This window comes from Frankia gtarii, assembly GCF_025403375.1.
Taxonomy (GTDB): Bacteria; Actinomycetota; Actinomycetes; order Frankiales; family Frankiaceae; genus Frankia; species Frankia gtarii.
This window is the reverse complement of sequence record NZ_JAMPTM010000081.1, coordinates 1-24,569: the sequence shown is the minus strand read 5'-3', so window position 1 is coordinate 24,569 and position 24,569 is coordinate 1. Positions and strand designations below refer to the sequence as shown.

Annotated in this window: 17 protein-coding genes; all 17 read right to left on the bottom strand. The window is 72.1% G+C overall.

Annotated elements, in window-relative coordinates; genetic code table 11:
- Positions 1-1,550 (bottom strand): hypothetical protein (locus tag NBZ83_RS14195; protein WP_261575154.1); only part of this gene is annotated, 1,550 nt, incomplete at its 3' end.
- 74 nt (positions 1,551-1,624) lie between these two features.
- Entirely contained in the window at positions 1,625-2,740 is a 1,116-nt protein-coding gene (locus NBZ83_RS14190; protein ID WP_261566961.1) for an acetate/propionate family kinase, read from the bottom strand.
- A gap of 17 nt (positions 2,741-2,757) precedes the next feature.
- Positions 2,758-5,187 (bottom strand): phosphoketolase family protein, encoded by a 2,430-nt coding sequence (locus NBZ83_RS14185; protein WP_261575153.1) that lies wholly within the window; start codon positions 5,185-5,187, stop codon positions 2,758-2,760.
- Between the two features lie 38 nt (positions 5,188-5,225).
- Positions 5,226-5,960, bottom strand: coding sequence for an FAD-dependent thymidylate synthase (gene thyX, locus NBZ83_RS14180; protein ID WP_261566998.1), 735 nt, complete (start codon positions 5,958-5,960; stop codon positions 5,226-5,228).
- A gap of 634 nt (positions 5,961-6,594) precedes the next feature.
- On the bottom strand, positions 6,595-7,917 hold the full coding sequence (gene hisS / locus NBZ83_RS14175; RefSeq protein ID WP_261566963.1) for a histidine--tRNA ligase: 1,323 nt from the start codon (positions 7,915-7,917) through the stop codon (positions 6,595-6,597).
- 207 nt (positions 7,918-8,124) lie between these two features.
- The gene (locus NBZ83_RS14170; RefSeq protein WP_261575152.1) at positions 8,125-9,762 is read right to left on the bottom strand and encodes a UDP-glucose dehydrogenase family protein; all 1,638 of its coding nucleotides are present in this window, start codon (positions 9,760-9,762) and stop codon (positions 8,125-8,127) included.
- Positions 9,740-10,807, bottom strand: a complete 1,068-nt coding sequence (galE, locus tag NBZ83_RS14165) for a UDP-glucose 4-epimerase GalE (protein ID WP_261575151.1) — start codon at positions 10,805-10,807, stop codon at positions 9,740-9,742. Before galE ends, NBZ83_RS14170 begins: the two co-directional genes overlap by 23 nt.
- A gap of 390 nt (positions 10,808-11,197) precedes the next feature.
- Complete coding sequence (locus NBZ83_RS14160; RefSeq protein WP_261566966.1) at positions 11,198-12,148, bottom strand: UDP-glucuronic acid decarboxylase family protein; 951 nt, start codon at positions 12,146-12,148, stop codon at positions 11,198-11,200.
- A 575-nt stretch (positions 12,149-12,723) separates the two neighbouring features.
- Positions 12,724-13,263 (bottom strand): hypothetical protein, encoded by a 540-nt coding sequence (locus NBZ83_RS14155; RefSeq protein WP_261575150.1) that lies wholly within the window; start codon positions 13,261-13,263, stop codon positions 12,724-12,726.
- Positions 13,260-15,407 (bottom strand): hypothetical protein, encoded by a 2,148-nt coding sequence (locus NBZ83_RS14150; RefSeq protein WP_261575149.1) that lies wholly within the window; start codon positions 15,405-15,407, stop codon positions 13,260-13,262. The genes NBZ83_RS14155 and NBZ83_RS14150 overlap by 4 nt, the downstream gene beginning before the upstream one ends.
- A 13-nt stretch (positions 15,408-15,420) precedes the next feature.
- Entirely contained in the window at positions 15,421-17,292 is a 1,872-nt protein-coding gene (locus NBZ83_RS14145) for an Hsp70 family protein (RefSeq protein WP_261575148.1), read from the bottom strand.
- 50 nt (positions 17,293-17,342) lie between these two features.
- Positions 17,343-18,095, bottom strand: a complete 753-nt coding sequence (gene dapB, locus NBZ83_RS14140; protein ID WP_261575147.1) for a 4-hydroxy-tetrahydrodipicolinate reductase — start codon at positions 18,093-18,095, stop codon at positions 17,343-17,345.
- A gap of 98 nt (positions 18,096-18,193) precedes the next feature.
- Complete coding sequence (locus NBZ83_RS14135; RefSeq protein WP_261575146.1) at positions 18,194-19,606, bottom strand: M16 family metallopeptidase; 1,413 nt, start codon at positions 19,604-19,606, stop codon at positions 18,194-18,196.
- Between the two features lie 9 nt (positions 19,607-19,615).
- On the bottom strand, positions 19,616-21,805 hold the full coding sequence (locus NBZ83_RS14130; RefSeq protein ID WP_261575145.1) for a polyribonucleotide nucleotidyltransferase: 2,190 nt from the start codon (positions 21,803-21,805) through the stop codon (positions 19,616-19,618).
- A 281-nt stretch (positions 21,806-22,086) separates the two neighbouring features.
- Positions 22,087-22,356, bottom strand: a complete 270-nt coding sequence (rpsO, locus tag NBZ83_RS14125) for a 30S ribosomal protein S15 (protein ID WP_136447918.1) — start codon at positions 22,354-22,356, stop codon at positions 22,087-22,089.
- Between the two features lie 218 nt (positions 22,357-22,574).
- Positions 22,575-23,504, bottom strand: a complete 930-nt coding sequence (locus NBZ83_RS14120) for a bifunctional riboflavin kinase/FAD synthetase (RefSeq protein WP_261566973.1) — start codon at positions 23,502-23,504, stop codon at positions 22,575-22,577.
- Between the two features lie 65 nt (positions 23,505-23,569).
- Positions 23,570-24,493, bottom strand: a complete 924-nt coding sequence (gene truB / locus NBZ83_RS14115) for a tRNA pseudouridine(55) synthase TruB (RefSeq protein ID WP_261575144.1) — start codon at positions 24,491-24,493, stop codon at positions 23,570-23,572.
- Positions 24,494-24,569 lie beyond the last annotated feature (76 nt).

The following is a 24,569-nucleotide window of genomic DNA, read 5'->3' as shown; positions in this document are numbered from 1 at the left end:
GGCGGCGGATCGGGCGGGGCGTGCCAACCGGCGGCCCGCAACCCGGCGAGGACCGCGAGCGTCACCAGCAGGGCGAGCAGGGTCGTCTTCGCCGGGCCGAGGACCCAGGCGGCCAGACTGCTGCGCTCCCGGGTGAGCAAAACCGTCGCGGCGAACGAGGACGGCAGCGTGATCACGGCGACGGCATCCGGAGCCAGCTCGATCGGCAGGGCGCACAGGCCCGCGGTGAGCAGCATCAACAGGCTGATCGCGCCGGTGACGCGGGAGACGTCCGCGGAGACGCTTAACCCCACGACCAGCCGGGACCGCGGCAGCCGGCGCGCGTCGGTGGTGTAGAAGGCGTACACCTCCCGATTGCGCTGGACGTCCTCGATGTAGGTGCGCGGCACCGGATCGCCGAACAGGTCGATCATCATCGGGGTGTCGAGCTCGATGCTCGTGTCGTCGGTGCCGATGCTGACGTGATAGCTGCCCGTGCCGCCCGAGTCGATGTCGATCAGCGCGGCCGGGTGAAGCAGCTGGCGCCACACCGGCGCGGACCGGCGGAACACCGGACGGCCGCGGACGAGCACGGTGTGCAGCTCCTCACTCGTCTTGATCAGAAACGGCCGGTAGGGATCGAGGGTGACGGCGGCGAGCGCCTCCCAGCGCCGCCCGTACTCGGCCACGGTCGTCAGCACCGGTTCGGCCGCCGCCCCGACGCCGACCAGCGCGTCGATCCAGGCGGTGAACCCGCTCAGGTACCGCTCGACGGCGGCCAGCTCGCGCCCGTCGGGAACGTCCGGATCCCGCCAGAGTTCCCCGACGGCGAGCAGCAGCGTCTCCGAGCTGCTGAGGGGGTCGAACGGTTCGGCGAGGGCGGCGGCCAGCACCCGCTCGGCGTCGACGACGAGGTCCTGCCACCGGGCCAGCCGGGACGCCGGCACGGCGAGCTCGGCCTCGCGTTCCAGGTAGATCCGGATCGCGTCGAGCCGCAGCGGACGCTCCCGCGCCGGGACCAGTCGCGGGTAGTTGCCGGACAGCCGGCCAGGGCGGAACCGGGAGATGGCGTCGACCATGCGGCGGGCCGGGCCGTCCAGCGGCACCCCGAGCGGATCGGCGAGCCCGGCGATGAGGTTCCCCTGCAGGGCCACCGACGTGCCGTAGGGCATCAGGTGCGCGTCCGAACCGCTCGGACCCGTGAGGTCGAAGGCCACCAGGGCCCGCTTGGACAGCGTGGAGACCGGCAGCAGTACCAGCACCTCGGGCGGCAGCCTGCCGACGGTGTTCACCCGGCCAGCACCCGTCACCGGGACGACCTGGTTGAGCACGGCGTCCAGCGGACCCCAGTTGACCGAGCGGGCCAGCCGGCACCGGTTGGCGCTGAGGATCGTGAACTGGTCGACCACCCGCCGCCGCAGTCCCTGGAAGGGCGCCGGCGGGGCGAGCAGGGTCATCGTGACCTCGTCGACGTCGGTGAGGTCGAGGACGGGAGCGTGCTCGGCGTCGTCGCGCCGGTTCCACCGCCACAGCCGGCCGGGGCCGGCCCCAGCCGAACCGGCGGACGCCATCAGCGCCGGCCTCCGCCCTCGACGACTCCCCTCGGCTGCACGAATCAGGAGATTACCGTTTTATCCGGCGCCGCTCACCCAGCGCCACCGGCGAGGACGCTTCGGACCCCCCGAGCGATCTCCAGATCCTCCCGGGCGGCGAGGACGAGCGTGCGCACCGCGGCCCCCGGCACGCCGATCTCGCGGTCGACCGTCCCGTCGGCGGGCGCGGAGTTACACGCCGGGTCGACGGCCACCCCCAGATACCCGAGCCCAGCCGCGGCACCGGCGCGGACCGCCGCCGAGCCCTCCCCGACCCCGCCGGTGAACACCAGGGCGTCCAGCCCGCCGAGCGCCGCGGTCATCGCGGCGATCTGCGCCCGCAGCCGGTGCAGGTAAACGTCCAGCGCGAGCGCGCAGGCCGGGTCGCCACCGGCGGCGCCGGCCTCGACCGCACGCAGATCCGCGGTGCCGGCGAGCCCGAGCAGCCCGGCCGAGCGGAACAGCGCATCGGTGAGCTCCGCCGCGCTCAGGCCGGCTTCGGTCTGCAGCCACAGCAGGGCGCCCGGATCGACGCTGCCCGAACGAGTGCCCATCACCAGGCCCTCCAACGGAGTGAAGCCCATCGTCGTGTCGACGCCGACCCCGTCGAGGACGGCGGCAAGCGACGCGCCCGAGCCCAGGTGGCAGGTCACGATGCGCCGAGCGCCGGTGAGGTGCGCCGCGCGGCGTGCGGCATAGGCGTGAGAGAGCCCGTGGAAGCCGTAGCGGCGGATGCCGTACCTTTCCCGCCACCTCGCCGGCAGGGCGTAGGTCGCCGCCGCTGCCGGCAGCCGGCTGTGGAACGCCGTGTCGAAACAGGCGACCTGGGCGACCTCGGGAAGGGCCGCCCGCACCGCGTCGAGCGCGTCGAGCGCCGCCGGTTGGTGCAGCGGGGCGAGCGCGGTGAGCGCGCGCAGCCGGTCGGCCACCTCCGCGTCGACGAGCACCGGCCGGGTGAACTCGGTGCCGCCGTGCACGATGCGGTGGCCGACCGCACCCGGCTCGCCGTTCCTGGCGCCGGCGAACTCGCCCAGCGCCGCGTCGAGCTCGGCGGGGTCGGCGTGGCCGGCGGGCGCGTCGAGGTCCCGGGCGGCGAGCAGGTTGTCGTCCGGGCCGACCAGCCGCAGCTTGAGGCTGGCCGACCCGGCGTTGACCACCAGGACGTTCACCGTCGAACCGGCCACCGTCAGTAGGGCCAGGTCCAGTCGCGGATCTCCGGGTCGTCCTCGCCGTGCTCGCGGGTGTAGGCGCGGGCGGCGAGGCGGGCATCGACCATCCGCTGGCGAACGTGGGCCGCCCGAGCGCCCAGGCTCGGCACCCGGTCGATGACGTCGGCCACGAGGTGAAAGCGGTCGAGGTTGTTAAGCATGACCATGTCGAAGGGGGTGGTGGTCGTCCCCTCCTCGATGTAGCCGCGCACGTGCAGGTTCTGGTGATTGCGGCGGCGGTAGGTCAGCCGGTGGATCAGCCACGGGTAGCCGTGGTAGGCGAAGATGACGGGGCGGTCGGTGGTGAACAGCGCGTCGAAGCGGGCGTCGGAGATGCCGTGCGGGTGCTCGGCGGAGTCCTGCAGGCACATCAGGTCGACGACGTTGACGACGCGGACCTTCAGGTCCGGGAAGTGCTGGCGCAGGATGTCCACCGCCGCCAGGGTCTCCAGGGTCGGGATGTCACCGGCACAGGCCATCACGACGTCGGGCAGGCCGTCCCCGCCGGCGGCGCCGCTCCCGCCGGCCAGATGGTCGTTGCTCGCCCAGTCCCAGATGCCCAGGCCCCGCGTGCAGTGCGCGATCGCGTCGGGCATCGACAGATAGTTCAGCGCCGGCTGCTTGCCCGCCACGATCACGTTGATGTAGTGCCTGCTACGCAGGCAGTGGTCGCCGACGGAGAGCAGGGTGTTGGCGTCCGGCGGCAGGTACACCCGGACGACCTCGGCCTTCTTGTTCACGACGTGGTCGATGAACCCGGGGTCCTGGTGCGAGAAGCCGTTGTGGTCCTGCCGCCAGACGTGGCTGGTCAGCAGGTAGTTCAGCGAGGCGATCGGCCGCCGCCAGGGGATTCCCCGGGTGGTCTTGAGCCACTTGGCGTGCTGGTTGACCATCGAGTCGACGATGTGGATGAACGCCTCGTAGCAGGAGAACAGCCCATGCCGGCCGGTGAGCAGGTAGCCCTCCAGCCAGCCCTGGCACAGGTGCTCGGAGAGCACCTCCATCACCCTGCCGTCGACAGCGAGGTGGTCGTCGCCCGGCTCGATTCGCGCGTTCCAGGCCCGGTTCGTCACCTCGAACAGGGCACCGAGCCGGTTCGACGCCGTCTCGTCGGGACCCATGACCCGGAACGTGGTCGGGTTCCCGGCCATCACGTCACGGAGGAACTGGCCGAGCAGGCGCGTCGGTTCGGTCAGGGTGGTGCCCGGCGCGGTGACGTCGACGGCGTAGTCGCGGAAGTCCGGCAGGGTCAGATCACGCAGCAGCTCGCCGCCGTTGGCATGCGGGTTGGCGCTCATCCGCCGGTTGCCCTTCGGGGCGAGCGCGGCGAGCTCGGGCACCAGCCCGCCGGCGGCGTCGAACAGCTCCTCGGGCCGGTAGCTGCGCAGCCACGCCTCGAGCTGGGCGAGGTGCTCCGGGTTGTCATGCACCTCGGCGACGGGCACCTGGTGGGAACGCCAGCTGCCCTCGACCTGGTTGCCGTCGACGACGGCGGGGCCCGTCCAGCCTTTCGGGGTGCGCAGCACGATCACCGGCCAGGCCGGCCGGGCGGTGTCGCCCTGTTCCCGGGCGCGGCGCTGGATCGCCTCGATCTCGGCCAGGGCCTCCTGGAGCACCCCCGCCATCCGCTGGTGCACCACGGCCGGATCGTCGCCGGTGACGTGGTACGGCCGATAGCCGTAGCCGCGAAGCAGCTCGTCCAGCTCGGACTCGGGGATGCGGGCCAGCACCGTCGGTTCGGCGATCTTGTAACCGTTGAGGTGCAGGATCGGCAACACCGCGCCGTCGCGGGCCGGATCGAGGAACTTGTTGGAATGCCAGCTCGCGGCCAGCGGCCCCGTCTCCGCCTCACCGTCGCCGACGACCGCGCAGACCAGCAGGTCGGGATTGTCGAAGGCGGCACCGAACGCGTGGGTGAGCGCGTAGCCGAGCTCACCACCCTCGTGAAAGGAACCGGGCACCTCGGGGGCGACGTGGCTGGGAATCCCGCCCGGGAAGGAGAACTGGCGAAACAGCCGCCGCAACCCGGCGGCGTCCTGGCCGATCGAGGGATAGACCTCGCTGTAGGTGCCCTCCAGATAGGCGTTCGCCACGATGCCGGGGCCGCCGTGCCCCGGGCCGATGACGTACACGGCATTCAGGTCGAGGCGGCGGATCAGCCGGTTCAGGTGGGCGTAGATGAGGTTCAGCCCCGGCGTGGTGCCCCAGTGGCCCAGCAGCCGCCGCTTGACGTGCTCGGCCCGCAGCGGCTCGGTAAGCAGCGGATTGTCCAGCAGGTAGATCTGACCCACGGACAGGTAGTTCGCCGCCCGCCAGTAGGCGTTGAGCAGTTCGAGCTCCGCGGCGGACAGCGGGCCGGTGGCCTCGTCCGCGTCCTCCGGCCGCGCTGCGTCGACGACGCTGGTCATTCGCCGCTCCTCCTCCTGCCGGCCTGGCGCCGGCCGCCTCAGCCCTCCCCGACCAACGGACTGGACGCGACTTCCGTGCCGTCGTCGAGGGTGGAGATGCGGAAATCCGAGAAGACGTTGGGCGCCACCGCCTGCAGTTCGCGCAGAATCGTGACGGCGAGACCGCGAATCTCCACATCAGCGTGCTCGCTGGCGCGCATCGCGATGAAATGCCGCCATGCCCGGTAGTTCCCGGTGACGACGATGCGGGTCTCGGTCGCGTTCAACAGAACCGAGCGGGCGGCCTGCCGGGCCTGCTTGCGCCGTGAGGTGGGGGCGGAGATGTCGGCGAACCGCTTCTCCAACCCCTCCAGCAGCCGGCCGTACGCCTCCAGGGACGCCGCCGCGGCCTGTTCGAACAGCGCGTGCAGCTCCGGGTCGCCGGCCACGACCTCGGGCTCGACGATCGCCGCGTCGTGCTCGGGGACATAGCGCTGGGACAGCTGGCTGTAGGAGAAATGCCGGTGGCGGACCAGCTCGTGGGTGAGGCTGCGGGACACCCCGGTGAGGTAGAGCGAGACGGTGCCGTGTTCGAGCACCGACAGATGCCCCACGTCGAGGATGTGACGCAGGTAGCCGGCATTGGTCGCGGTCGCCGGGTTGGGCTTGCTCCAGCTCTGGTAGCAGGCCCGGCCGGCGAACTCCGCCAACGCCTGGCCGCCGTCCGCATCGGTGTTCCACGGCACGTCCGCCGGCGGGAGGAACTCGGTCTTCGCGATCACCTGGACCCGCATCCGGGCGGTCGCTCGGCCGGCGGGCGCCACCGCGGACCCCGGCGACGCCGCGTCGGATACCGCCTGGGACGCCGTCCCGGAATTCGGTTCGGACGCCGGCTCGGACACTGCCACCTCCATCGTCCACCGCGGCCTCCCGGGGCGACCCTTGCCCCGGCGCGGACTTCGACCACGGTAGACGCTGCGCTGCCCTCGGCGTACGTCGGACCTCGCGAACCTGCACCTGGCCGTGCAGGCACGGACCAGGAGGGCAGTCCGCAGTCAGCCGGAGCAGGCCGGCCAGCTTCGCCACAATCGGTCGAGCCGTGCCGCAATCAGTAGAGCGGGCCAGCAATCGCCCAACGCGGCCGGTGTCGGCACCCACTTACCCGTCCGGTCACGCGATCGGCGCACGGGGATTGAGGGCCGCCGCAGGCGTGGTACACCGGTTGTGGGCGCCTCGCCAGTCCCCAACGGCGAGGAGTCGCAGTGCCCGCTCGCGCGGCGTGGCCTGGCGTGGCCGGGGGTCTCCGCCCCCGTCAATCCCCGGCCGCCCAGCCACGTCGCGACGGGCAGCCCTCCCCCGCGATGGCGCGGCGGTCCACCCGCCGCGCACATCCGGAATCCGCTTCTTTCGGAATCCGCTTCTTTCCCGTCAGGACGAGCTCGGGTGCCAGGCGGCGGGGTCGGCGGCGGTCTGGTCACCGGTCGCCATGTTCTTCACCTCGTGCTCCCGGCCCTCGTCGAAGGGGGGGAACCAGACGAAGCCGATGCCCTTGCGGGCGGCGTACCGGACCTGCTTGGCCAACTTGTCCGGCTGGTGGTAGGTCTCGACCTTCAGCCCGCGGGCGCGCAGCGCCGTCGCGGTGGCCAGCGCCGCCGCCCGGCGCTCGGCGGCGGGGACGACCACGAGCACGTCGGCCGGGCTCGCCGGGCCGGTCGGCAGCAGGCCCTCGGCGAGGAGCTTGGCGAAAATGCGGGTCAGGCCGATGGAGATGCCGACCCCGGGCAGGCTTCGGCGGATGAACGAGCCGGCCAGGTTCTCGTACCGGCCGCCGGAGCAGATGCTGCCGAAGTCGGGCCAGTCGACGAACTTCGCCTCGTAGACGGTGCCGGTGTAGTAGTCGAGGCCGCGGGCGATCGACAGGTCCGCGACGACGCTGCCCGTGGGCAGGTCGGCGAGGTCGTCGAGGACCTGGGCGAGCTCGTCGAGGCCCTCGGTGAGCAGATCCGACTTCACGCCCAGGCGCCGCACCTCGTCGACGACCCCGGGGCCGGTCGCCCGGATCGCGGCAAGATCGAGACAGGCCCGCACCTGGTCCGCGTCGAGTCCGGCCTGGGCTGCGAGCAGGTTCGCGACGCCGTCGGGGCCGATCTTGTCCATCTTGTCGGCGATCCGGATGACCGCGAGCGGATCGCCGATGCCCAGCCCCTCGTAGAAGCCCTGCAGCACCTTACGGTTGTTGATGTTGAGGGTCCAGGGCGGGACGCCCAGGGTGCCCAGCACCTCGTGGACGATCCGGGGCAGCTCGGCGTCGAAGTGCAGGGGCACCCGGTCGACGTTGATGACGTCGATGTCGCACTGGGTGAACTCGCGGAAGCGGCCTTCCTGGGGCCGCTCGCCGCGCCACACCCGCTGCATCTGGTAGCGCTTGAACGGGAAGACGAGCTCGTTGAAGTGCGCGGCGACGTACCGGGCGAACGGCACGGTCAGGTCGAAGTGCAGGCCGAGGCGGGCGCTGTCGTCGTCGGCGTCGGCCTGCAGGCGCCGCAGCGTGTAGACCTCCTGGGAGGTCTCCCCCTTCGCGGTGAGCACGTCCAGAGCCTCGACCGACGGGGTCTCCACCGAGCTGAACCCGTAACGCTCGAAGGTCGCCCGGATCGTGTCGAGCCAGCGCTGCTCGACGATCCGGACCTCGGGCAGCCACTCCGGGAAACCACTGACGGGCAGGGGGCGGACGATCGGCGCGTCACTCATCGCCGGGAAGTCTCCTCATCGATCTCGAACGGACGGGCACCTGCCGTCCCGGGCGCGGCCGACCGCGACGCCGGGACCGGGCTCACCGATGTCGAACGAGACGACGCATGCGTTGCACCCTACCTCGCCGATCACCGGGGCCGCCCCGCCGGGACGGAGCCTGCGCCCCATCGGGCCCCGTCCCGGCGGAGCACGCACCCGCGCCGCTCAGGACCGGCGCCCCACCGGTGCCTCGATCTCCGCGTCGCGGGGGGCGGCACCGTCCGAGTCGGCCGCGGCGGGTAGCCCGAAGCGCGGCCGCTGCTCCGGAACGGGGCTGGGGATGACCCCCGTCGGCCGGCCGGGAGCCAGGTAGACCCAGCCGGCCTGGCGCCAGCGGTCGCCGTCGAGGGCGTGCCGACCGTCAATGATCAGTTTGCGGCGGACAAGGCGGCCCAGCTGGGCCGGGTCGAGCTCGGCGAACTGGCGCCACTCGGTCAGCAGCACGACGGCGTCGGCGTCCACGGCCACGTCCTCGACGGTCTCGCTGTAGGCGACGCCGGGCAGGGCGCGCCGCGCGTTGAGGGTCGCGACCGGGTCGACGACCGTCACGTCGGCGCCGGTGCGGGCCAACAGGTCCGCGACCGCGAGCGCCGGCGAGTCGCGCACGTCGTCCGAGTTCGGTTTGAAGGCGGCGCCGAGCAGGAGCAGCCGCCGATGCGACAGCGTGCCGTCGAGCGCCGCGGCGACCAGGTCGACGATCCGGTCCCGGCGCCGGTTGTTGATCTCGTCGATCTCGCGCAGGAACCGCAGCGCGACGCCGACGCCGAGCTCGTCGGCCCGGGCCTGAAAGGCGCGGATGTCCTTGGGCAGGCAGCCGCCGCCGAACCCGACGCCGGGGCGAAGGAAGTTGCCGCCGATGCGGACGTCGTGGGACAGCGCCTCGGCCAGGGTGAGCACGTCGGCGTCGACGGCCTCGCACACCTCGGCCATCGCGTTGATGAAGGAGATCTTCGTGGCGAGGAAGGAGTTCGCCGCGGTCTTGACCAGCTCCGCGGTTGCGTAGTCGGTCACGATCACCGGCACGCCCTGGGCGATCACCGGGGCGAAGGCCGCCCGCAGCGCCCCCTCGGCGGCCGGTGAGGCAACCCCGAACACGAGCCGGTCGGGATGCAGGGTGTCGGCCACGGCGAAGCCTTCCCGCAGGAACTCCGGGTTCCAGGCGAGCTGCACGCCGGCAAGGTCGGGGACGATCTCGGCGTGGGTCTCGGCGTCCGTCACCGCGCCGGTCACGGACGCCCCGGTGACGCTCGAACCGGTCACGCCGGGGCCGTCCGCATCGGCGAGGCCCGGACCGGCGGAGTCCCCCGTCAGGCCGGCCGCCCGGTTCGCCGGGGCGAGCCGGGCGAGGGTCCGGGCGATCCCGGCGGCCGTGCCGGCCGGGACGGTCGACTTGCCGACCACCAGACACGGCCTGGTCAGCATGGGCGCCAGCCGCTCGATGGCCGCGTTGAGATGGCCGAGGTCCGCCCCGTAGCCATCGGGACGCTGCGGCGTGCCGACGCACACGAAGTGCACGTCACCGAATTCGGCGATCTCCTCGAAGGAGATCGTGAAGCGCAGCCGGCCGGTGGCGAGGTTCGTTCGCAGCAGATCGGCGAGATCCGGCTCGAAGAACGGAATCTCGCCCGCGGAGAGCCGGGAGATCTTCGAGTGGTCGACGTCGACGGCCAGCACCTCGAAGCCCAGTTCGGCCATACAGACCGCGTGCGTGGCGCCGAGATAGCCGGTTCCGATGACCGTCAGACGGGGTCGAGGCCCGCTGGCCGGAGCCTTCGCGTCCTCATGGCTGTCCGACATGCTCATCAGGCTCCTCTCCATTGTCGTACCCCTCTGGATTGAGGCGCTGGAACTGCCAGGCGTCCCGACACATGTCCGCGACGCTGCGGCGAGCGGTCCAGCCGAGCGCCTCGCGGGCGAGCGTGGCGTCGGCGACGAGCGCGGCGACGTCGCCGGGCCGTCGCGCCACGACGCGGCAGGGAAGATCCTGGCCACAAGCGGCGGAGAAAGCCGCGTGCAGCTCCCGCACGGACGTCCCGGCGCCGGTTCCCAGATTGATGACCCGGTGCCCCGCCTGGTCAGCGAGGTGATCGACGGCCTGCCGATGGCCCTCGGCCAGGTCGACCACATGGATGTAGTCGCGCACCCCGGTGCCGTCGGGCGTTGGGTAGTCGTCGCCGAAGATGGCCAGCTCGGCGCGCCGGCCGACCGCCACCTGGGCGAGATATGGCATGACGTTGTTCGGCACGCCGTGGGGATCCTCGCCGAGCAGGCCGGACTCGTGCGCCCCGGCGGGGTTGAAGTACCGCAGCGAGATGACGTGCCAGGCCGGGTCGTGGGCACAGACGTCGGCGAGGATCTGCTCGCACATCCACTTGGTGCGCGAGTAGGGGTTGGTCGGCCGAGCCGGGGTGTCCTCGGTGATCGGAACCGTGTCGACCTCGCCGTGGATGGAGCAGGACGACGAGAAGACCAGGCGGTGCACGCCGTGCTCCGCCATGACGCTGACGAGGCCGAGGGTGGCGTTGACGTTGGTGTCGTAGTACTCCAGCGGCATCTCGACCGACTCGCCCACCGCCTTGCGCGCGGCAAAGTGGATCACAGCGTCGACCGGCCAGCGACGGAACACCTCGCCCAGAGCCACCCGGTCACGCACGTCGAGCCGGACGAACTCGAGGCTCTGGCCGGCGACTTTACGCAGCCGGTCCAAAACCCGCGGCGAGCTGTTGATGAAGTTGTCCACACCCACCACCCGGTGCCCCGCCGCCAGGAGCTCGACGCAGGTGTGGGAGCCGATGAATCCGGCGGCCCCGGTCACCAGGATGATCCCGGCCCGGTCCGTCGACGTCATACCTCGACCATCCGATTCCTCTTCGTCGGCTCGGCTCTTCGGGCAACCCGGCCGGTCGGGCAACCCGGCCGTTTCAGGCAACCCGGCTGTTTAGTCAAGTCGGGCAACCCGCGTTCGCAGAAGACAGCTCGCGGAGCACCGCAGCGCAGGAGGCCGCGGACAACCGGAACAGGAGAACATAACCCTCGGGTCGAACGGTCACCACCCCCGCTTTCGGGGTCAGCCGGGCGCCGCCGGGCATTCGAGCTCTCGGGCCAGCCGGGTCGGTTCTCCACCCGACCCGCGCCATTGATGGACCACAACGTGGGCGAGCGTTTTCGGGAGTGCCACCCGCGAAACGCCGGGGCCGGACAGGTGTCCGCCCGGACACCGGCGGAGTACACCGCGTGCTCAGGCGACCTGGCGACTCTCGGTGAGCTGATCGGCGAACCAGGAGATCGTGCGGGTCAGGCCGTCGTCCAGGCTGGTCTTCGGCTCCCAGCCGAGCCGGGTGCGAGCGATGGTGATGTCCGGCTGGCGCACGGAGGGATCGTCCTGGGGCCGCGGGACGAAGGTGATCGGCACCGTCGACCCGCACAGGTCGCGCACGAGCTTCGCCGTGTCGAGGATCGACATCTCGTGCGGGTTGCCGATGTTCACCGGGCCGGGCAGGTCCGAGTGCAGCAGCCGGACGATCCCGTCGATCAGGTCGTCGACGTAGCAGATGGACCGGGTCTGGGAGCCGTCACCGGCGACGGTGATGGGCTCCCCGCGCAGCGCCTGGGAGACGAAGGCGGGGATGGCACGCCCGTCATCCAGCCGCATCCGGGGGCCGTAGGTGTTGAAGATCCGCACGATCGCCGTGTCGACGCCGTGCTTGCGGTGGTAGGCCATGGTCACGGCCTCGGCGAATCGCTTTGCCTCGTCGTAGACGCTGCGCGGGCCGACCGGGTTGACGTTACCCCAGTAGTCCTCCGGCTGCGGATTGACCTGCGGGTCCCCGTAAGTCTCCGAGGTGGAGGCGAGCAGGAATCGGGCGCCTTTCTCCCGAGCAAGACCCAAAGCGTGGAAAGTACCCAGCGAGCCGACCTTCAGCGTCTCGATCGGCAGCTCGTAATAATCGAGCGGCGATGCCGGTGAGGCGAAATGCAGCACAACGTCAACCGGGCCGGAAACATAGATGAAATCGTTCACGTTCCGGTTGATCAGACGGAAACGAGGATCGACGAGCAGGTGCTCCACGTTCTCCGGCCGGCCGGTGAGGAAGTTGTCGAAGCAGATGACCTCGTAGCCGTCGCCGAGCAGACGCTCACAGAGGTGACTGCCGAGGAAACCGGCGCCGCCGGTCACTATCGCACGCACGTCGAGTGCTCCCGGATCTGAAACATCGAGGACCCTGGAGAGTGGCCACCGACCGCCGGTGGGACGGACGGCGACGCGGACGGACACATCCCGAGAGCCAGACAAGAGTGCGACGCAGTGGTTCGGTCGGCGCCGCACGGGCAGGTGAAGAGGCCGGGAACCCGGACCTCAGATTATCCGGAATCGAGGGATCACCGTGATCGCTGGTCCGTCGGGGTGGTCAACACTGCCACCGCCGGACCGGCCTTGAAAGGCCGCATGACACCACCACAGCACTACCCCCCAGTAGTCCAGACAGCCGTCTACAACGGCCTTCGAGCATGGTACACAGGGCGTCGACCCGTTAGTACCGCACCCCGCCCCCCGCGTCAGCCTCCTACCAGGAAATCCGCGGTCGGGGGCCGCGCCTGATCGCACCGCATGAGCAGTCAATACTCCCGATCGAGCCTGTTCGCATTCGGTAGGCAAACAGCCGCCGTCCGGCTCAGTGGACGCTCCGAGCATCGCAAACCGAGCCAGCCGGTAATCCCACGGCCACTTCAACGCCGATTTCGGGCTCGGGCCGGGCCCGCCGGTCAGCGCGGATCGCGCTCGAGGGCGATGGCGTGCCGCATCGCGGCACGTCCACGCCGGGAGTCGCCGGCATCGCCGTAGGAGACCGCAAGCCGGTACCAACGCCGCCAGTCGCCAGGGTCCGCCTCCACCTCGGCCCGCCGAAGCGCGAACACCGCGTCGGCCGAGGCCCGGTCGATGCGCCCCGAGGGCCGACGGACCAGGACCGGCTCGCCGGCCTCCCCCGCCCCGCCAGACCCGGCCACCTCGCCAAACCTGGTTACTTCGCCAGACCCGACCATCCCGCCAGGCCCAGCCATCCCGCCAGGCCCAGCCATCCCGCCGACGGCCAGCAGGCCGGCAAGCCGGCCGCTCTCGCGACCGAACCGCAGCTCGCGCGCGATGACGACAAGCCCGACCACGGGCAACAGCAGCACCCCGATGCCGAGCCCGCGGGCGGCCCAGCGATCATCGCCGAGCAGAACGATGCCGCGCCAGCCGATCAGGCCGAGATAGAACAGGCAGGCAGCGACCAGGATGGCGACCGTCGCCCGGGCCCTCACCCGCCCGCTCCGTCGCCGCCCGACTCAAGCCGGAGCCGGGCTCCGGCCGAGGTCGCCACGGCCAGTCGCCCAGCCTGGCGCACGCAGCAGAACAACGCGACGTGCAGGGGGCGGCCCGGCGGAAGAAGGACGCCGCCGTCGATCTCGTATCGGGTGTTGGTCACCTTGTGGGCCTGCGCGCGGGGATCATCAGCGGCCGTCGGCGGTCCGTCCGGCCGGCAGACCACCATCATCTCCGTGCAGCCAGCCGGCCAGGTCCATCGCAGCCGTTCACCGACCCACCGTAGCCCGGCCGGCGGGGGAAGGACGTCGGCGGCAGTGCCGGTGGGCGCATCGAAGCCTGCGCCTGACTCGTCACGATCCCCCGGCGACGGCGCACCGGTCAGCGTGACCGGGCCGTCGGTTCCCAGATCGGCCTCGGTCGTCCCGGCCGGCGTCGACCAGGCGCCGCCGACGCCGGCGGCGACCTCGTAACGGGGAATCGCCCCGCCGGGCGGTGCGCCACCGTCCTCCAGGCTGTTGCCCGCGGTTACGCCGACCGCTCGGCCGACGCCGTCGGCGGCAAAGCGGGTGACCCGGTAGCGCACCTCGCTGGCGGTCGTCGACGGCCGCCAGCTCACCAGGACCGAACGGCCGTCCCGGTGAGCTCGCACCGCCGCCGGCGGAGTCGGGGCGGGGCCGGGCCGGCTTCGCGCGAGCAGCGTCGAGGCCTCGGCGTGGTCGGTGACCAGCGCGAGGGCCTCACCGAGCAGGCGCTCGCGGTCGACGTCACCGGCCGTGCGGGCTCGGGCGACGAGCTCGTCGGCGGTGGTGCAGCGGGCCACGGCAAGGGACAGCAGCTCCCCGGCGAGCTGATTGCCCGGGCCGGGCACATCGGCGGCGGTCTCGGCGAGCCGCCGGGCCGCGGGCAGCACCGCCCGGTACCGGCCGGCCGCAACCAGCGGAGCGAGGATCGCCCAGCCATCGCCCGCTGCCCGGATCGCGGTCCGCACCTCGTCGTCCACCGCCCGGATGGGCGGCAGGGTCTCGCCGGCGAGCTCCCGGGCGGTGGCCACGTGCTTGCCGGCCTCCACCGGCCGGCCGGCCCGCAGCGCCGCACGGGCCCGGGACACCGCCGGCCGCCAGTCGTCCGCCCGGGCCGGCGGCAACCCGCCCGCCGGGGGCGGCAGCGACGGCGCGGTGACCCCCTGTTCTCGGGCGAGGGCGCCGACAACGGCACGCGCCCGCTGCGGGTCGAGGCCATCTGCCTCCGCCTCGGCGACGAGTTCGGCCGTCTCGGCCGCAAGCAGCGCGTCTTCGACGAGGATCGCCGCCGCCACCCGCGGCCGCAGCCGCTCGCTCGTCGCGGCGGCAAGCGCGTCGAGGTAGGCGTCCGGGTCACCCTCGACCAGCAGCGCACCGACGGCGGCCAGCAGATCGTCGAGCAGGGCGCGGCGGCGGTCCGGTCGGCGGGCGCGGTTGCGCATCAGCGCCTCGTCGCGCAGTTGCCGGATCTGCTCGCGCGGGGCGCCAGGCGACACGCCGAGCAGGGCGAACAGGCTGCGTGGCGGGGCGGACGCGGTGATCCGGCCCAGCTCGTCGAGGTCGGCCCGGATCTGACGGAGCACCTCGGCGGGAATCGGCTCGGGCCGCGGCCGGTCGGCCGGCCCGGCGGCCGGGCTCACGGGGACGATCCGATGACGGCGGGTCCGCAGGGCGAACGCGGATTCGTCGATGCCCTGGGTCGCCGCCCAGGTCCGCAGGCCGGCGACCCGGTCGGCCGGGATGCCTCCGAACCGGGCCACGAGGCGGGTGACGGCGGCGTCCAACGCGGCGAACCGCTCGTCGTCGCGGGCGGCGCGGGCGGCGGCGACTCGATCGCGCAGGGTGAGGCGCGTGGTGCGGTCGGCGAGCGCCGTGGACAGCTCGGTGTGCAGGTCGAGCAGGCCGATGATCACCCCACGGTAGCGGGGATGGTCCCGGCTGCGCTGCCAGAAGGCCCAGACCTCAGCGATGCGGGCACGGATCGCCGCATCGCCGAGCGTGTCCACCTCCGCCAGCGGGATGTCGTAGATCTCGAACGGGTCGCTGTGCTCGGCGCCGCCGCGGCGGTGCACCACGGCGAGCACCCGGCGACGGTAGTCGTCGGAGTCGAAGGCCCGCATCGTCGTCCTCCCGTCAGCCCCAGCCGCCCGGCAGGCCGCCCAGCCCGCCTGCCGGCCCGCCCAACCCGCCGGCCGCGCCACCGGACCCACCATCCGGATCCGTCGGTGGATCCGTCGGCGGATCCTGCCGGCCGTCGACGCGCGGGAGGCCACCACGTTCCCGGCGGGCCCGGGCGACCTGCTCCCGCTCGCGGGCCACATCAGCCTGGCTCAGCGCCGCCGATGTCTCGACCCGCACCGTCAGAGGCTGGTCGGCGAGGCCCTCGTGGGTGGCCGTGACCTCCAGGATGCCGTCGAAGCCCATCCGGAAGAGGATCTGGATCTGCGACCCGGCGGGGAAACCAGGCGGGATGCCGGTGATCTCGGCCTCGGCTATCACCTTGTTGTCGTCGACCCGGGTCGACTCCACCCCGCCGGCCTGCTCGACCACGTACACGGTGACGGCGTCCTGGTCGTCGCGCACCGTCCCGAAGGAGCGCCGGACCGCGATCGGAAGCCGGTCGTTGCGGTGCACCAGGAACACCGCGCCCTGCTCGCCGCGGCGGCTGAGCGCCAGCACTCCGAAGCCCCGGGAAACGACGTTGACGACCTGCACCTCGACGGTCCGGCGCACCCGTTGAGCGGGCAGGCCGAGCACGTCGGCGAGCCGCCGGCAGGCGGCGTCCAGGTCGGCCGAGGCGGCGGCGTCCACCCCGGCGCCGTCGACAAGCTGGCCGCGGGTCACCAGATCGGCGAGCACCAGCCGTTCCAGCGCCTTCTTCTCACCGTAGATGGCGGCCCCCCGGGCAACCGCGAGATCCGGATCGGACAGCTCCACGGGCACCCCGAACTCGGCGGCGAGGCGGCGAGTCACGGCGGGCATCCGCGAGGCGCCGCCGACGAGCAGGATCCGGTCGATCCCACGGACCCCGCGGACCAGCGCCGCGTCGCGGGCGGCCCGGGTCAGGGCGATGGTCCGGTCGAGTAGCCCGGCGGTGAGCCGTTCCAGCTCGTCGCGGGTAAGCGGCATCTCGGTGCGGCGGCCGGCGTGTTCGACGACGATGGTCGTGGTGGTCGCGTCGGTGAGGTCCCGCCGCGCCCGTTCGGCAGCAAGCAGCAGCGCCTGGGAGCCCTCCCCCTCGTCGAGGGGGTCCGGGACGCCCGGGTGCTCGGCGAGGAACCGGTCGCACAGGTACAACACGATCTTTTCGTCCCAGTCGGCGCCGCCGAGCTGATGGTCACCGTCGACGGCGACGACGGAGACCCGGCGGTCCGCGAGCTCCACGACCGTGACGTCGAAGGTGCCGCCGCCCAGGTCGTAGACGAGGGCGATCTCCTCCGCCGCGGTGCCCGGCCCGCCGAGGGTGCGCCGGGCACCGATCTCGAAGCGGGCGAACCCGTAGGACAACGCCGCCGCGGTCGGCTCGTTGATGACGTCGACGACGTTGAGCCCCGCGTACTCGCCGGCCAGGACCGTCGCCCGGCGTTCGGTGTCCCCGAAGTAGGCCGGAACGGTGATCACGACGTCCTCGACCCGCTCGCCGGTGGCCAGCGCGGTGTCGGCGACCAGGGCCTTGAGGATCAGGCCGCTGACGGCCGGCGCGGACCAGGCCGCGCCCTGGGTGATGAATCGCCAGTCGCCGTCGCCCATCCGCCGTTTGACCAGCGAGCAGACGTCGTCGGGCCGGGCCCGGGCGAGCTCACGGGCGGTCTGCCCGGTGAGGTAGTCGTCCGCGCCGACGAACAGCACGACGCTCGGCAGCGTCAGCGCGCCGTCGGACAACGGCACGATCTGCGGCTCCCCGGCGCCCGAGACGCGGGCCAGGCAGCTGAACGTCGTGCCCAGATCGATTCCGAAGACGCTTCGGGTACCCGCCGGCGGCCGGCGGTCAACGTGTCCGACCACACCCGAAAACCTATCTTTCACGGCCGAGCGATCCCGCGGACACCCGGTGATTAATCCAGGTCGAGCAGGTGCTCCAGGCCGACGGTCAGGCCGGGACGATCGACGATGCGTCGCACGGCGAGCAGCACGCCCGGCATGAAGGAGGTGCGGTCGTAGGAGTCGTGACGCAGGGTCAGGGTCTCCCCCGCCCCGCCGAGCAGAACCTCCTGGTGGGCGACGAGACCCGCGAGGCGTACGGCATGCACGGGCACGCCCGCGACCCGGGCACCGCGGGCACCGTCGAGCGCCGTGGCCGTCGCGTCCGGACCGCCCGGCGCGAGTCCGGCGGTCTCGCGGGCCTCGGCGATGAGCTCGGCGGTGCGCCGGGCGGTGCCGCTCGGCGCGTCGACCTTGTTGGGATGGTGCAACTCGACGATTTCGACGGAGTCGAAGAAGCGGGCGGCCCGCGCGGCGAACATCATCATGAGCACGGCGGCAACCCCGAAGTTCGGGGCGATCAGCACCCCGACCTTCGGCACGTCACCGAGCCAGCCGCGCACCGTCGCCAGCCGCCCGTCGTCGAAGCCGGTCGTGCCGACGACGACATGCCGGCCTGCCTCGACACACCAGCGGATGTTGTCGAGCACCGCGTCCGGCGTGGTGAAATCGACGACCACCTCGGCCGCGGCGAGCGCGGCCCGGTCGTCGCCGGCGTCGAGCGCGGCGACGAGCGCGAGGTCCGGGGCGGCATCGACGGCGGCACACACCGTCGACCCCATGCGGCCACCTGCGCCGAGAACCCCCACCGTGAGCTGCTCGCTCATGCCTGTTCCCTCCGTGGGCACCGAACGCCGACTGGCGTCGCGGTCACTGGACGCCGCGGCCGGCCGCGGGCCCGCGCCTGACGCCCGCGGCCGAAGGTTCAGCGGGCGACGGCCGCGCCGAAGTCGTGATCGTCGAACGGCCCGATGACGCCGAGGGCCCAGGGCTGCTCGACGAGCGTCGCGGCGATCCCGGCGACGTCGTCCAGCGTGACCGCGTTCACCCGAGCAATGATCTCGTCAACGGACAGTAGCTCACCGTGAACGAGCTCGCTCTTGCCCAGCCGGCTCATCCGCGAGCCGGTGTCCTCCAGCCCGAGGACGAGGGAGCCGTGGCTCTGCCCGCGGGCGCGGTCGAGCTCCTCGGCGCCGATCCCGCGCTCGGCGATGGATCGCACCTCGTCCCGGGCGATCGCCAGGACCTCGTCAGCGCGCTTGGGGGCGCAGCCGGCGTAGACGCCGAACAGGCCGGCGTCGGCGAAGTGCGACGCAAACGAGTACACCGAGTAGGCCAGGCCCCGCTTCTCGCGAATCTCCTGGAACAGCCGGGAGCTCATCCCGCCGCCCAGCGCCGTCGAGAGCACCCCGAGCGCGAAGCGGCGCGGATCATGCCGGGACAGGCCGACGGTGCCCAGCACAAGGTTCGCCTGTTCGGTGGGCCGCTCGGAAACGACGATGCCGGGCGCCGGCGGGTAGTCGTAGCTGCCGGCTCGCACCTCCGACGGCTCCGCGGCCGACGTCAGGTGATCGCCGAAGGCCTCTGCGACGAGCGCGAGCACGCGATCGTGCTCCAGGTTTCCGGCGATCGAGACGACCATCGCCGGCGGAACGTACCGGGAGCGGTAGTAGTCGGCGATGGTCTCGCGGCCCAGCCCCTCGATCGACTCGATCGTGCCGAGCACCGGCCGGCCGAGCGCCGACGCGCCGAGCATCGCCTCGGCGAAGACGTCGTGGACGACGTCGCCCGGATCGTCCTCGTGCATGGCGATCTCCTCGAGGATCACGCCACGCTCGGCCTCGACGTCGTCGGCGGTCACCAGCGAGTTGGTGACCATGTCGGCGACGACGCCGATGGCCATTTCGAGATCGGAGTCGAGCACCCGCGCGTAGTAGCAGGTGTACTCCTTGCCCGTGAACGCGTTGAGGTCGCCGCCGACCGCCTCGACCGACGCGCTGATCGTCAGGGCATCCCGGCTCGGGGTGCCCTTGAACAGCAGGTGCTCGAGGTAGTGGGAGCAGCCGGCGGTCACCGGGGTCTCGTCGCGCGAGCCGACGCCCACCCAGACGCCGATCGCGGCCGAGCGGACCCCGGGGACATGCTCGGTGATGACGCGCAGCCCACCGGGCAGCACGGTGCGCAGCACCGTGCCGCCCAGCAACGACTCGCTGACGGACCCGCCCGCGAGCAGGCGGGCCACTCGCTCACCTGCGCCCGCGACGCCCTGACCCGCGACGCCGCCGGAGTCGGCCGAGCCGGAGGAGCGGGTCAGGTCAGGCGTGGGGGTGTCGGTCACGTCGCGCCGTCAGGAGGTCGCCGCCGCGTCCGCGGCCTCGGCACTCGGGGACAGGCTGATCTTGCCGCGGGCGTCGATCTCGGTGATCTCCACCTGGAGCTTCTGTCCCACGGTCAGCACGTCCTCGACCTTCTCCACCCGCTTGCCGCCCGAGAGCGTCTTGAGCTTGGACACGTGCAGCAGGCCGTCCCGGCCCGGGGTGAGCGAGACGAAGGCCCCGAAGTTGGTGATCTTGACGATGGTACCGAGGTACCGCTCGCCGACCTCGGGCATCTGCGGGTTGGCGATCGCGTTGATCGCCGAGCGAGCAGACTCCGCCGAGGGGCCGTCCACCGCGCCGATGTAGATCGTGCCGTCGTCCTCGACCGTGATCTCGGCGCCGCTGTCCGCCTGGATCTGGTTGATCATCTTGCCCTTGGGCCCGATGATCTCGCCGATCTTGTCAACCGGAATCTTCACCGAAATGACCCGCGGGGCGTGCGCGGACATCTCGTCCGGGCTGCCGATCGCCTCGGCCATGACGTCGAGGATCGCCAGCCGCGCGCCGCGCGCCTGCTGCAGGGCCGAGGCAAGCACCGAGGCGGGGATGCCGTCGAGCTTGGTGTCGAGCTGCAGGGCGGTGACGAAATCGCGGGTGCCGGCGACCTTGAAGTCCATGTCGCCGTAGGCGTCCTCGGCGCCGAGGATGTCGGTCAGCGTGACGTAGGCGTCGTCGGCGTGGACGAGCCCCATCGCGATGCCGGCAACCGGCGCCTTCAGCGGCACGCCGGCGTTGAGCAGGGACAGCGTGCTCGCGCAGACCGAGCCCATCGACGTGGAGCCATTGGAGCTCAGCGCCTCGGAGACCTGGCGGATCGCGTAGGGGAAGTCCTCGCGGCTGGGCAGCACCGGCAGCAGCGCCCGCTCGGCCAGCGCGCCGTGACCGATCTCGCGGCGCTTCGGCGAGCCGACACGCCCGGTCTCACCGGTGGAGTAGGGCGGGAAGTTGTAATTGTGCATGTACCGCTTGGTGCGATCGGGGTTGAGCGTGTCGACCGTCTGCTCCATGCGCAGCATCGCCAGCGTGGTGACACCGAGGATCTGCGTCTCGCCCCGCTCGAACAGCGCCGAGCCGTGCACCCGCGGGATGTAGTCGACCTCGGCGGACAGCGCCCGGATCTCGGTCGTCGACCGGCCGTCGATCCGCACGCCCTCGGTGACGATGCGGGAGCGGACGAGCTTCTTCGTCAGCGCCCGGTAGGCGGCGCCGATCTCCTTCTCCCGCCCCTCGAACTGGCCGGCGACCTTCTCGCCCGCCAGCTGGCGGACCCGGTCGAGCTCGTTCTCCCGCTCGGCCTTGCCGGCGATGCGCAGCGCGGCGGACAGCTCGTCGCCGACCGCGGCGGACAGCGCCTCGAGCACGTCGTCGTGGTGGTCGATGAAGACCGGGAACTCTCGCGCCGCCGCCTTGCCGGCCAGCGAGGCGAGCTCGCTCTGCGCCCGGCACAGCTCGCGGATGGCCGGCTTGGCGGCCTCCAGGCCGGCGGCGACGACCTCCTCGGTCGGCGCGGGCGCGCCCCCGGCGATCAGCTCCACCGTGCCCGGCGTGGCCTCCGCCTCGACCATCATGATCGCAACGTCGGAGCCGTCCTCGATGACCCGGCCGGCCACGACCATGTCGAAGGTGGCGCGAGCCAGCTCCGAATGCGTCGGGAAGGCGATCCACTCGCCATCGACGTAGCCGACCCGGGTGGCGCCGATCGGCCCGGTGAAGGGCAGTCCGGACAGGGTCGTCGACGCACTGGCGGCGTTGATCGCGACCACGTCGTAGAGCGTGTCCGGGTCGAGGGCCAGCACCGTGGCCACGACCTGGATCTCGTTGCGCAGCCCCTTGGCGAACGAGGGGCGCAGCGGCCGGTCGATGAGGCGGCAGGTGAGGATCGCGTCCTCACTCGGCCGGCCCTCGCGGCGGAAGAACGAACCGGGAATCCGCCCGGCGGCGTACATCCGCTCCTCGACGTCCACCGTCAGTGGGAAGAAGTCGAGCTGTTCCTTGGGCTGCTTGCTGACCGTCGTCGCCGAGAGAACCATCGTGTCGCCCAGGTAGGCGACGGCGGAACCGGCGGCCTGTCGGGCCAGCCGGCCGGTCTCGAAACGCACCGTACGGTTTCCGGCCGGGGTCGCAATGACCGCCTCGGCCGCATGTGTCGAGTCGTCCACTCGAACCACTCCATCCTCTTCTTCGGCCGGGTCCACGCAGCCGATCTTGTTCTGCGGCCGGGTCCGCGTCTGAGAGGATGCCGGCGCTCAGTCGAAGCCCCCGGGGGAGGGCGCCTGCCCACTCCCGGCGACCACGACCGAGGACCGGCGGCTCTCGCCACCACGGACCCGGTCAGATCCTCCGATCCGCCGACGGAGACCTCCGCCGACGGGCAACGCATCTGGTATCTACCCCCGATGCGTCAGAGGGAGCGTCCCCGAAGGGCCGCTCCCTCTTCGCGCTATCGCCGTAGCCCGAGTCGCTCGATCAGGGCCCGGTATCGACCGATATCCGTCTTCGAAAGGTAGTTCAGCAGCCGGCGACGGCGCCCGACGAGCAGGAGCAGGCCCCGACGGCTGTGATGGTCGTGCTTGTGCACCTTGAGGTGCTCGGTCAGATCGCTGATCCGACGGGTCAGCATCGCGACCTGCACCTCGGGTGAGCCGGTGTCCCGCTCAACGGTGGCGTAATCGGACATGATCTTCTGCTTGACGTCGCTCGCGAGCGGCACGCTGCACCCTCTCCTTCTGCTTCGGGACGGCGCGCGCCCGGGGTCTTCCTCACCCGAACCGACCTCCGGACCACAGCCTCATCGCCGCACTGTCCGGACGCGCCGCACCCGCCTGGACCCGAAGCCTATCAACCCGAGGGGAACCGCTCGGAGACCGGTCGCCCCGCGCCGGCGGGGCCGTGCCGATGGCACCGCCGTGCCAGGGGTCTCGGGCGCGCTCAGACAGGCAGCGTGACCGTTCTGGTCGCCTCGACGTCGGCCGCCATCTGGGTGACCAGCTCGTCCACCGACTCGAAGCGCAGTGTCGGGCGCAGGCGGCGGGTGAACTCGTAGGCCATGTACTCGCCGTAGAGATCCCCGTCGAAGTCCAGCAGAAACGCCTCCACCCGCCGCTCCCGGCCGGCGAACGTCGGATTCGTGCCGATCGAGATCGCGGCCGGCTGGCGGCGGCCGTCCCAGCAGGCAAAGCCCGCGTACACCCCGTCGGCGGGCACCGCCGCCCACGGCGTCACCTCGACGTTGGCCGTCGGGTAGCCGATCGTGCGGCCACGGGCGTCGCCGTGCACGACCACACCCTCGACCCGGTGTGGACGGGCCAGGGCCACGGCGGCCGACTCCACGTCACCCTCGGCGACACGGCGGCGGATCTCGGTCGAGGACAGCACCTGCTCCCCCGAGCGGACCAGCCGGACCCCGTCGACCTCGAACCCCTGCCGGGTCCCGTCCGCCGCCAGGGTAGCCAGCGTGCCGGCGGCCCGGTGACCGTAGGTGAAGTTCTCTCCCACCACGACCACACTGGCGCCCAGCCGCTCGACCAGCATCCCGTGTACGAACTCGGCCGGTGACAGCCGGCTGAAGTCCAGGGTGAACGGCTGCACGCAAAGCGCGTCGACGCCGATCGCCGCCAGCAGCTCGGCCTTGTGGCGCAACGTCGTCAGCAGGGCCGGATGGCTGCCGGGGCGAAGCACCTCACCCGGATGCGGGTCGAAGGTCAGGACGACGGCCCGCTCGCCGCGGTCGTGGGCGCGGCGCACCGCCTGCCCAATGATCTGCCGGTGTCCGAGGTGCACCCCGTCGAAGAAGCCGATCGTGACGACCCCGCCGCGCCACCCGGCCGGCGTGTTCTCCGCCCCTCGCCACGTTTGCACGGGGGAAGCCTAGGACATTCTCGCGCGGCACGGTCGAGCGCGGCCCTCGGCGATCTCGCGCGCGGTCAAGCCGGGGCGAACACGACCAGCGAACGGACCGCTTCGGCGCTCTCCTCGACCAGCGCCAGCACGGACCCGTCCGGCCCGAACACGCCGTAGGTGCCCGGCCGTCCTACCGGCGCCAACCGGCGACCGTGGCGCACGTCAACCGCCTCGTCCCCCGCCACGTCCCGGCGCGCGAAACCGGCCGCGACGGCCTCCGCCAACGGGATGACCGCCTCCGCGCCCAGCTCGGCGAACGTGTCGAGGCTCACCGCCCGGACGAGCCCGAACGGCCCCACGACGGTGCGCCGCAGCGCCGTGAGATGCCCCCCGCAGCCCAACGCGGCCCCGAGGTCGCGGGCGATCGCACGGATGTAGGTTCCGCTGGAGCAGCCGACCCGCACATCCAGATCGGAGCCCGCAGGGTCCGCCGCAGCGCCGTCGGATCGGCGGGCGAGCAGGTCGAAGCGGTGCACCGTGACCCGGCGGGCGGCGAGCTCGACCTGCTCACCGGCCCGCACCCGGGCGTAGGCACGCACCCCGTCGACCTTGACCGCGCTGACGCTCGACGGCACCTGGTCGATGCGCCCGGTCAGTGCCGCCATCGCCCGCGCGAGCCGCTCGGGATCGACGTCGACGGGCCGGTCCTCGAGCGGCTCGCCCTCGGCGTCGTCCGTCGTCGTGGAGCGGCCGAGCCGGATCGTCGCGTCGTACACCTTGTCGGTGAGTGCGAGGTGACCCAGCAGCCTCGTGCCCCGGCCGAGGCCGAGTAGCAGTACACCGGTCGCCATCGGGTCGAGGGTGCCGGCGTGGCCGACCCGGCGTTGCCCCAGAATGCGCCGGGCGCGGGCGACGACGTCATGCGAGGTGAGCCCGGCCGGCTTGTCCACGACCACGAGACCGTCGACCTGCGGCCCGCCCGCCGGGCGTGCTCCCCGCGGGCTCACCGGACGCTCACCGCCGAGCCCCGGTCTGCCCAACCCTGGTCCTGGACCTGGCCCTGGACCGGGGCGGGGGCGGGGG

Excerpts from the sequence above, each read along its gene's own strand:
- NBZ83_RS14185 (WP_261575153.1), bottom strand. The coding sequence starts at position 5,187 with ATGACCAGCGTCGTCGACGCAGCGCGGCCGGAGGACGCGGACGAGGCC.
- thyX (WP_261566998.1), bottom strand. The coding sequence starts at position 5,960 with ATGCGGGTCCAGGTGATCGCGAAGACCGAGTTCCTCCCGCCGGCGGAC.
- hisS (WP_261566963.1), bottom strand. The coding sequence starts at position 7,917 with ATGAGTGACGCGCCGATCGTCCGCCCCCTGCCCGTCAGTGGTTTCCCG.
- NBZ83_RS14170 (WP_261575152.1), bottom strand. The coding sequence starts at position 9,762 with ATGAGCATGTCGGACAGCCATGAGGACGCGAAGGCTCCGGCCAGCGGG.
- galE (WP_261575151.1), bottom strand. The coding sequence starts at position 10,807 with ATGACGTCGACGGACCGGGCCGGGATCATCCTGGTGACCGGGGCCGCC.
- NBZ83_RS14150 (WP_261575149.1), bottom strand. The coding sequence starts at position 15,407 with ATGCGGGCCTTCGACTCCGACGACTACCGTCGCCGGGTGCTCGCCGTG.
- dapB (WP_261575147.1), bottom strand. The coding sequence starts at position 18,095 with ATGAGCGAGCAGCTCACGGTGGGGGTTCTCGGCGCAGGTGGCCGCATG.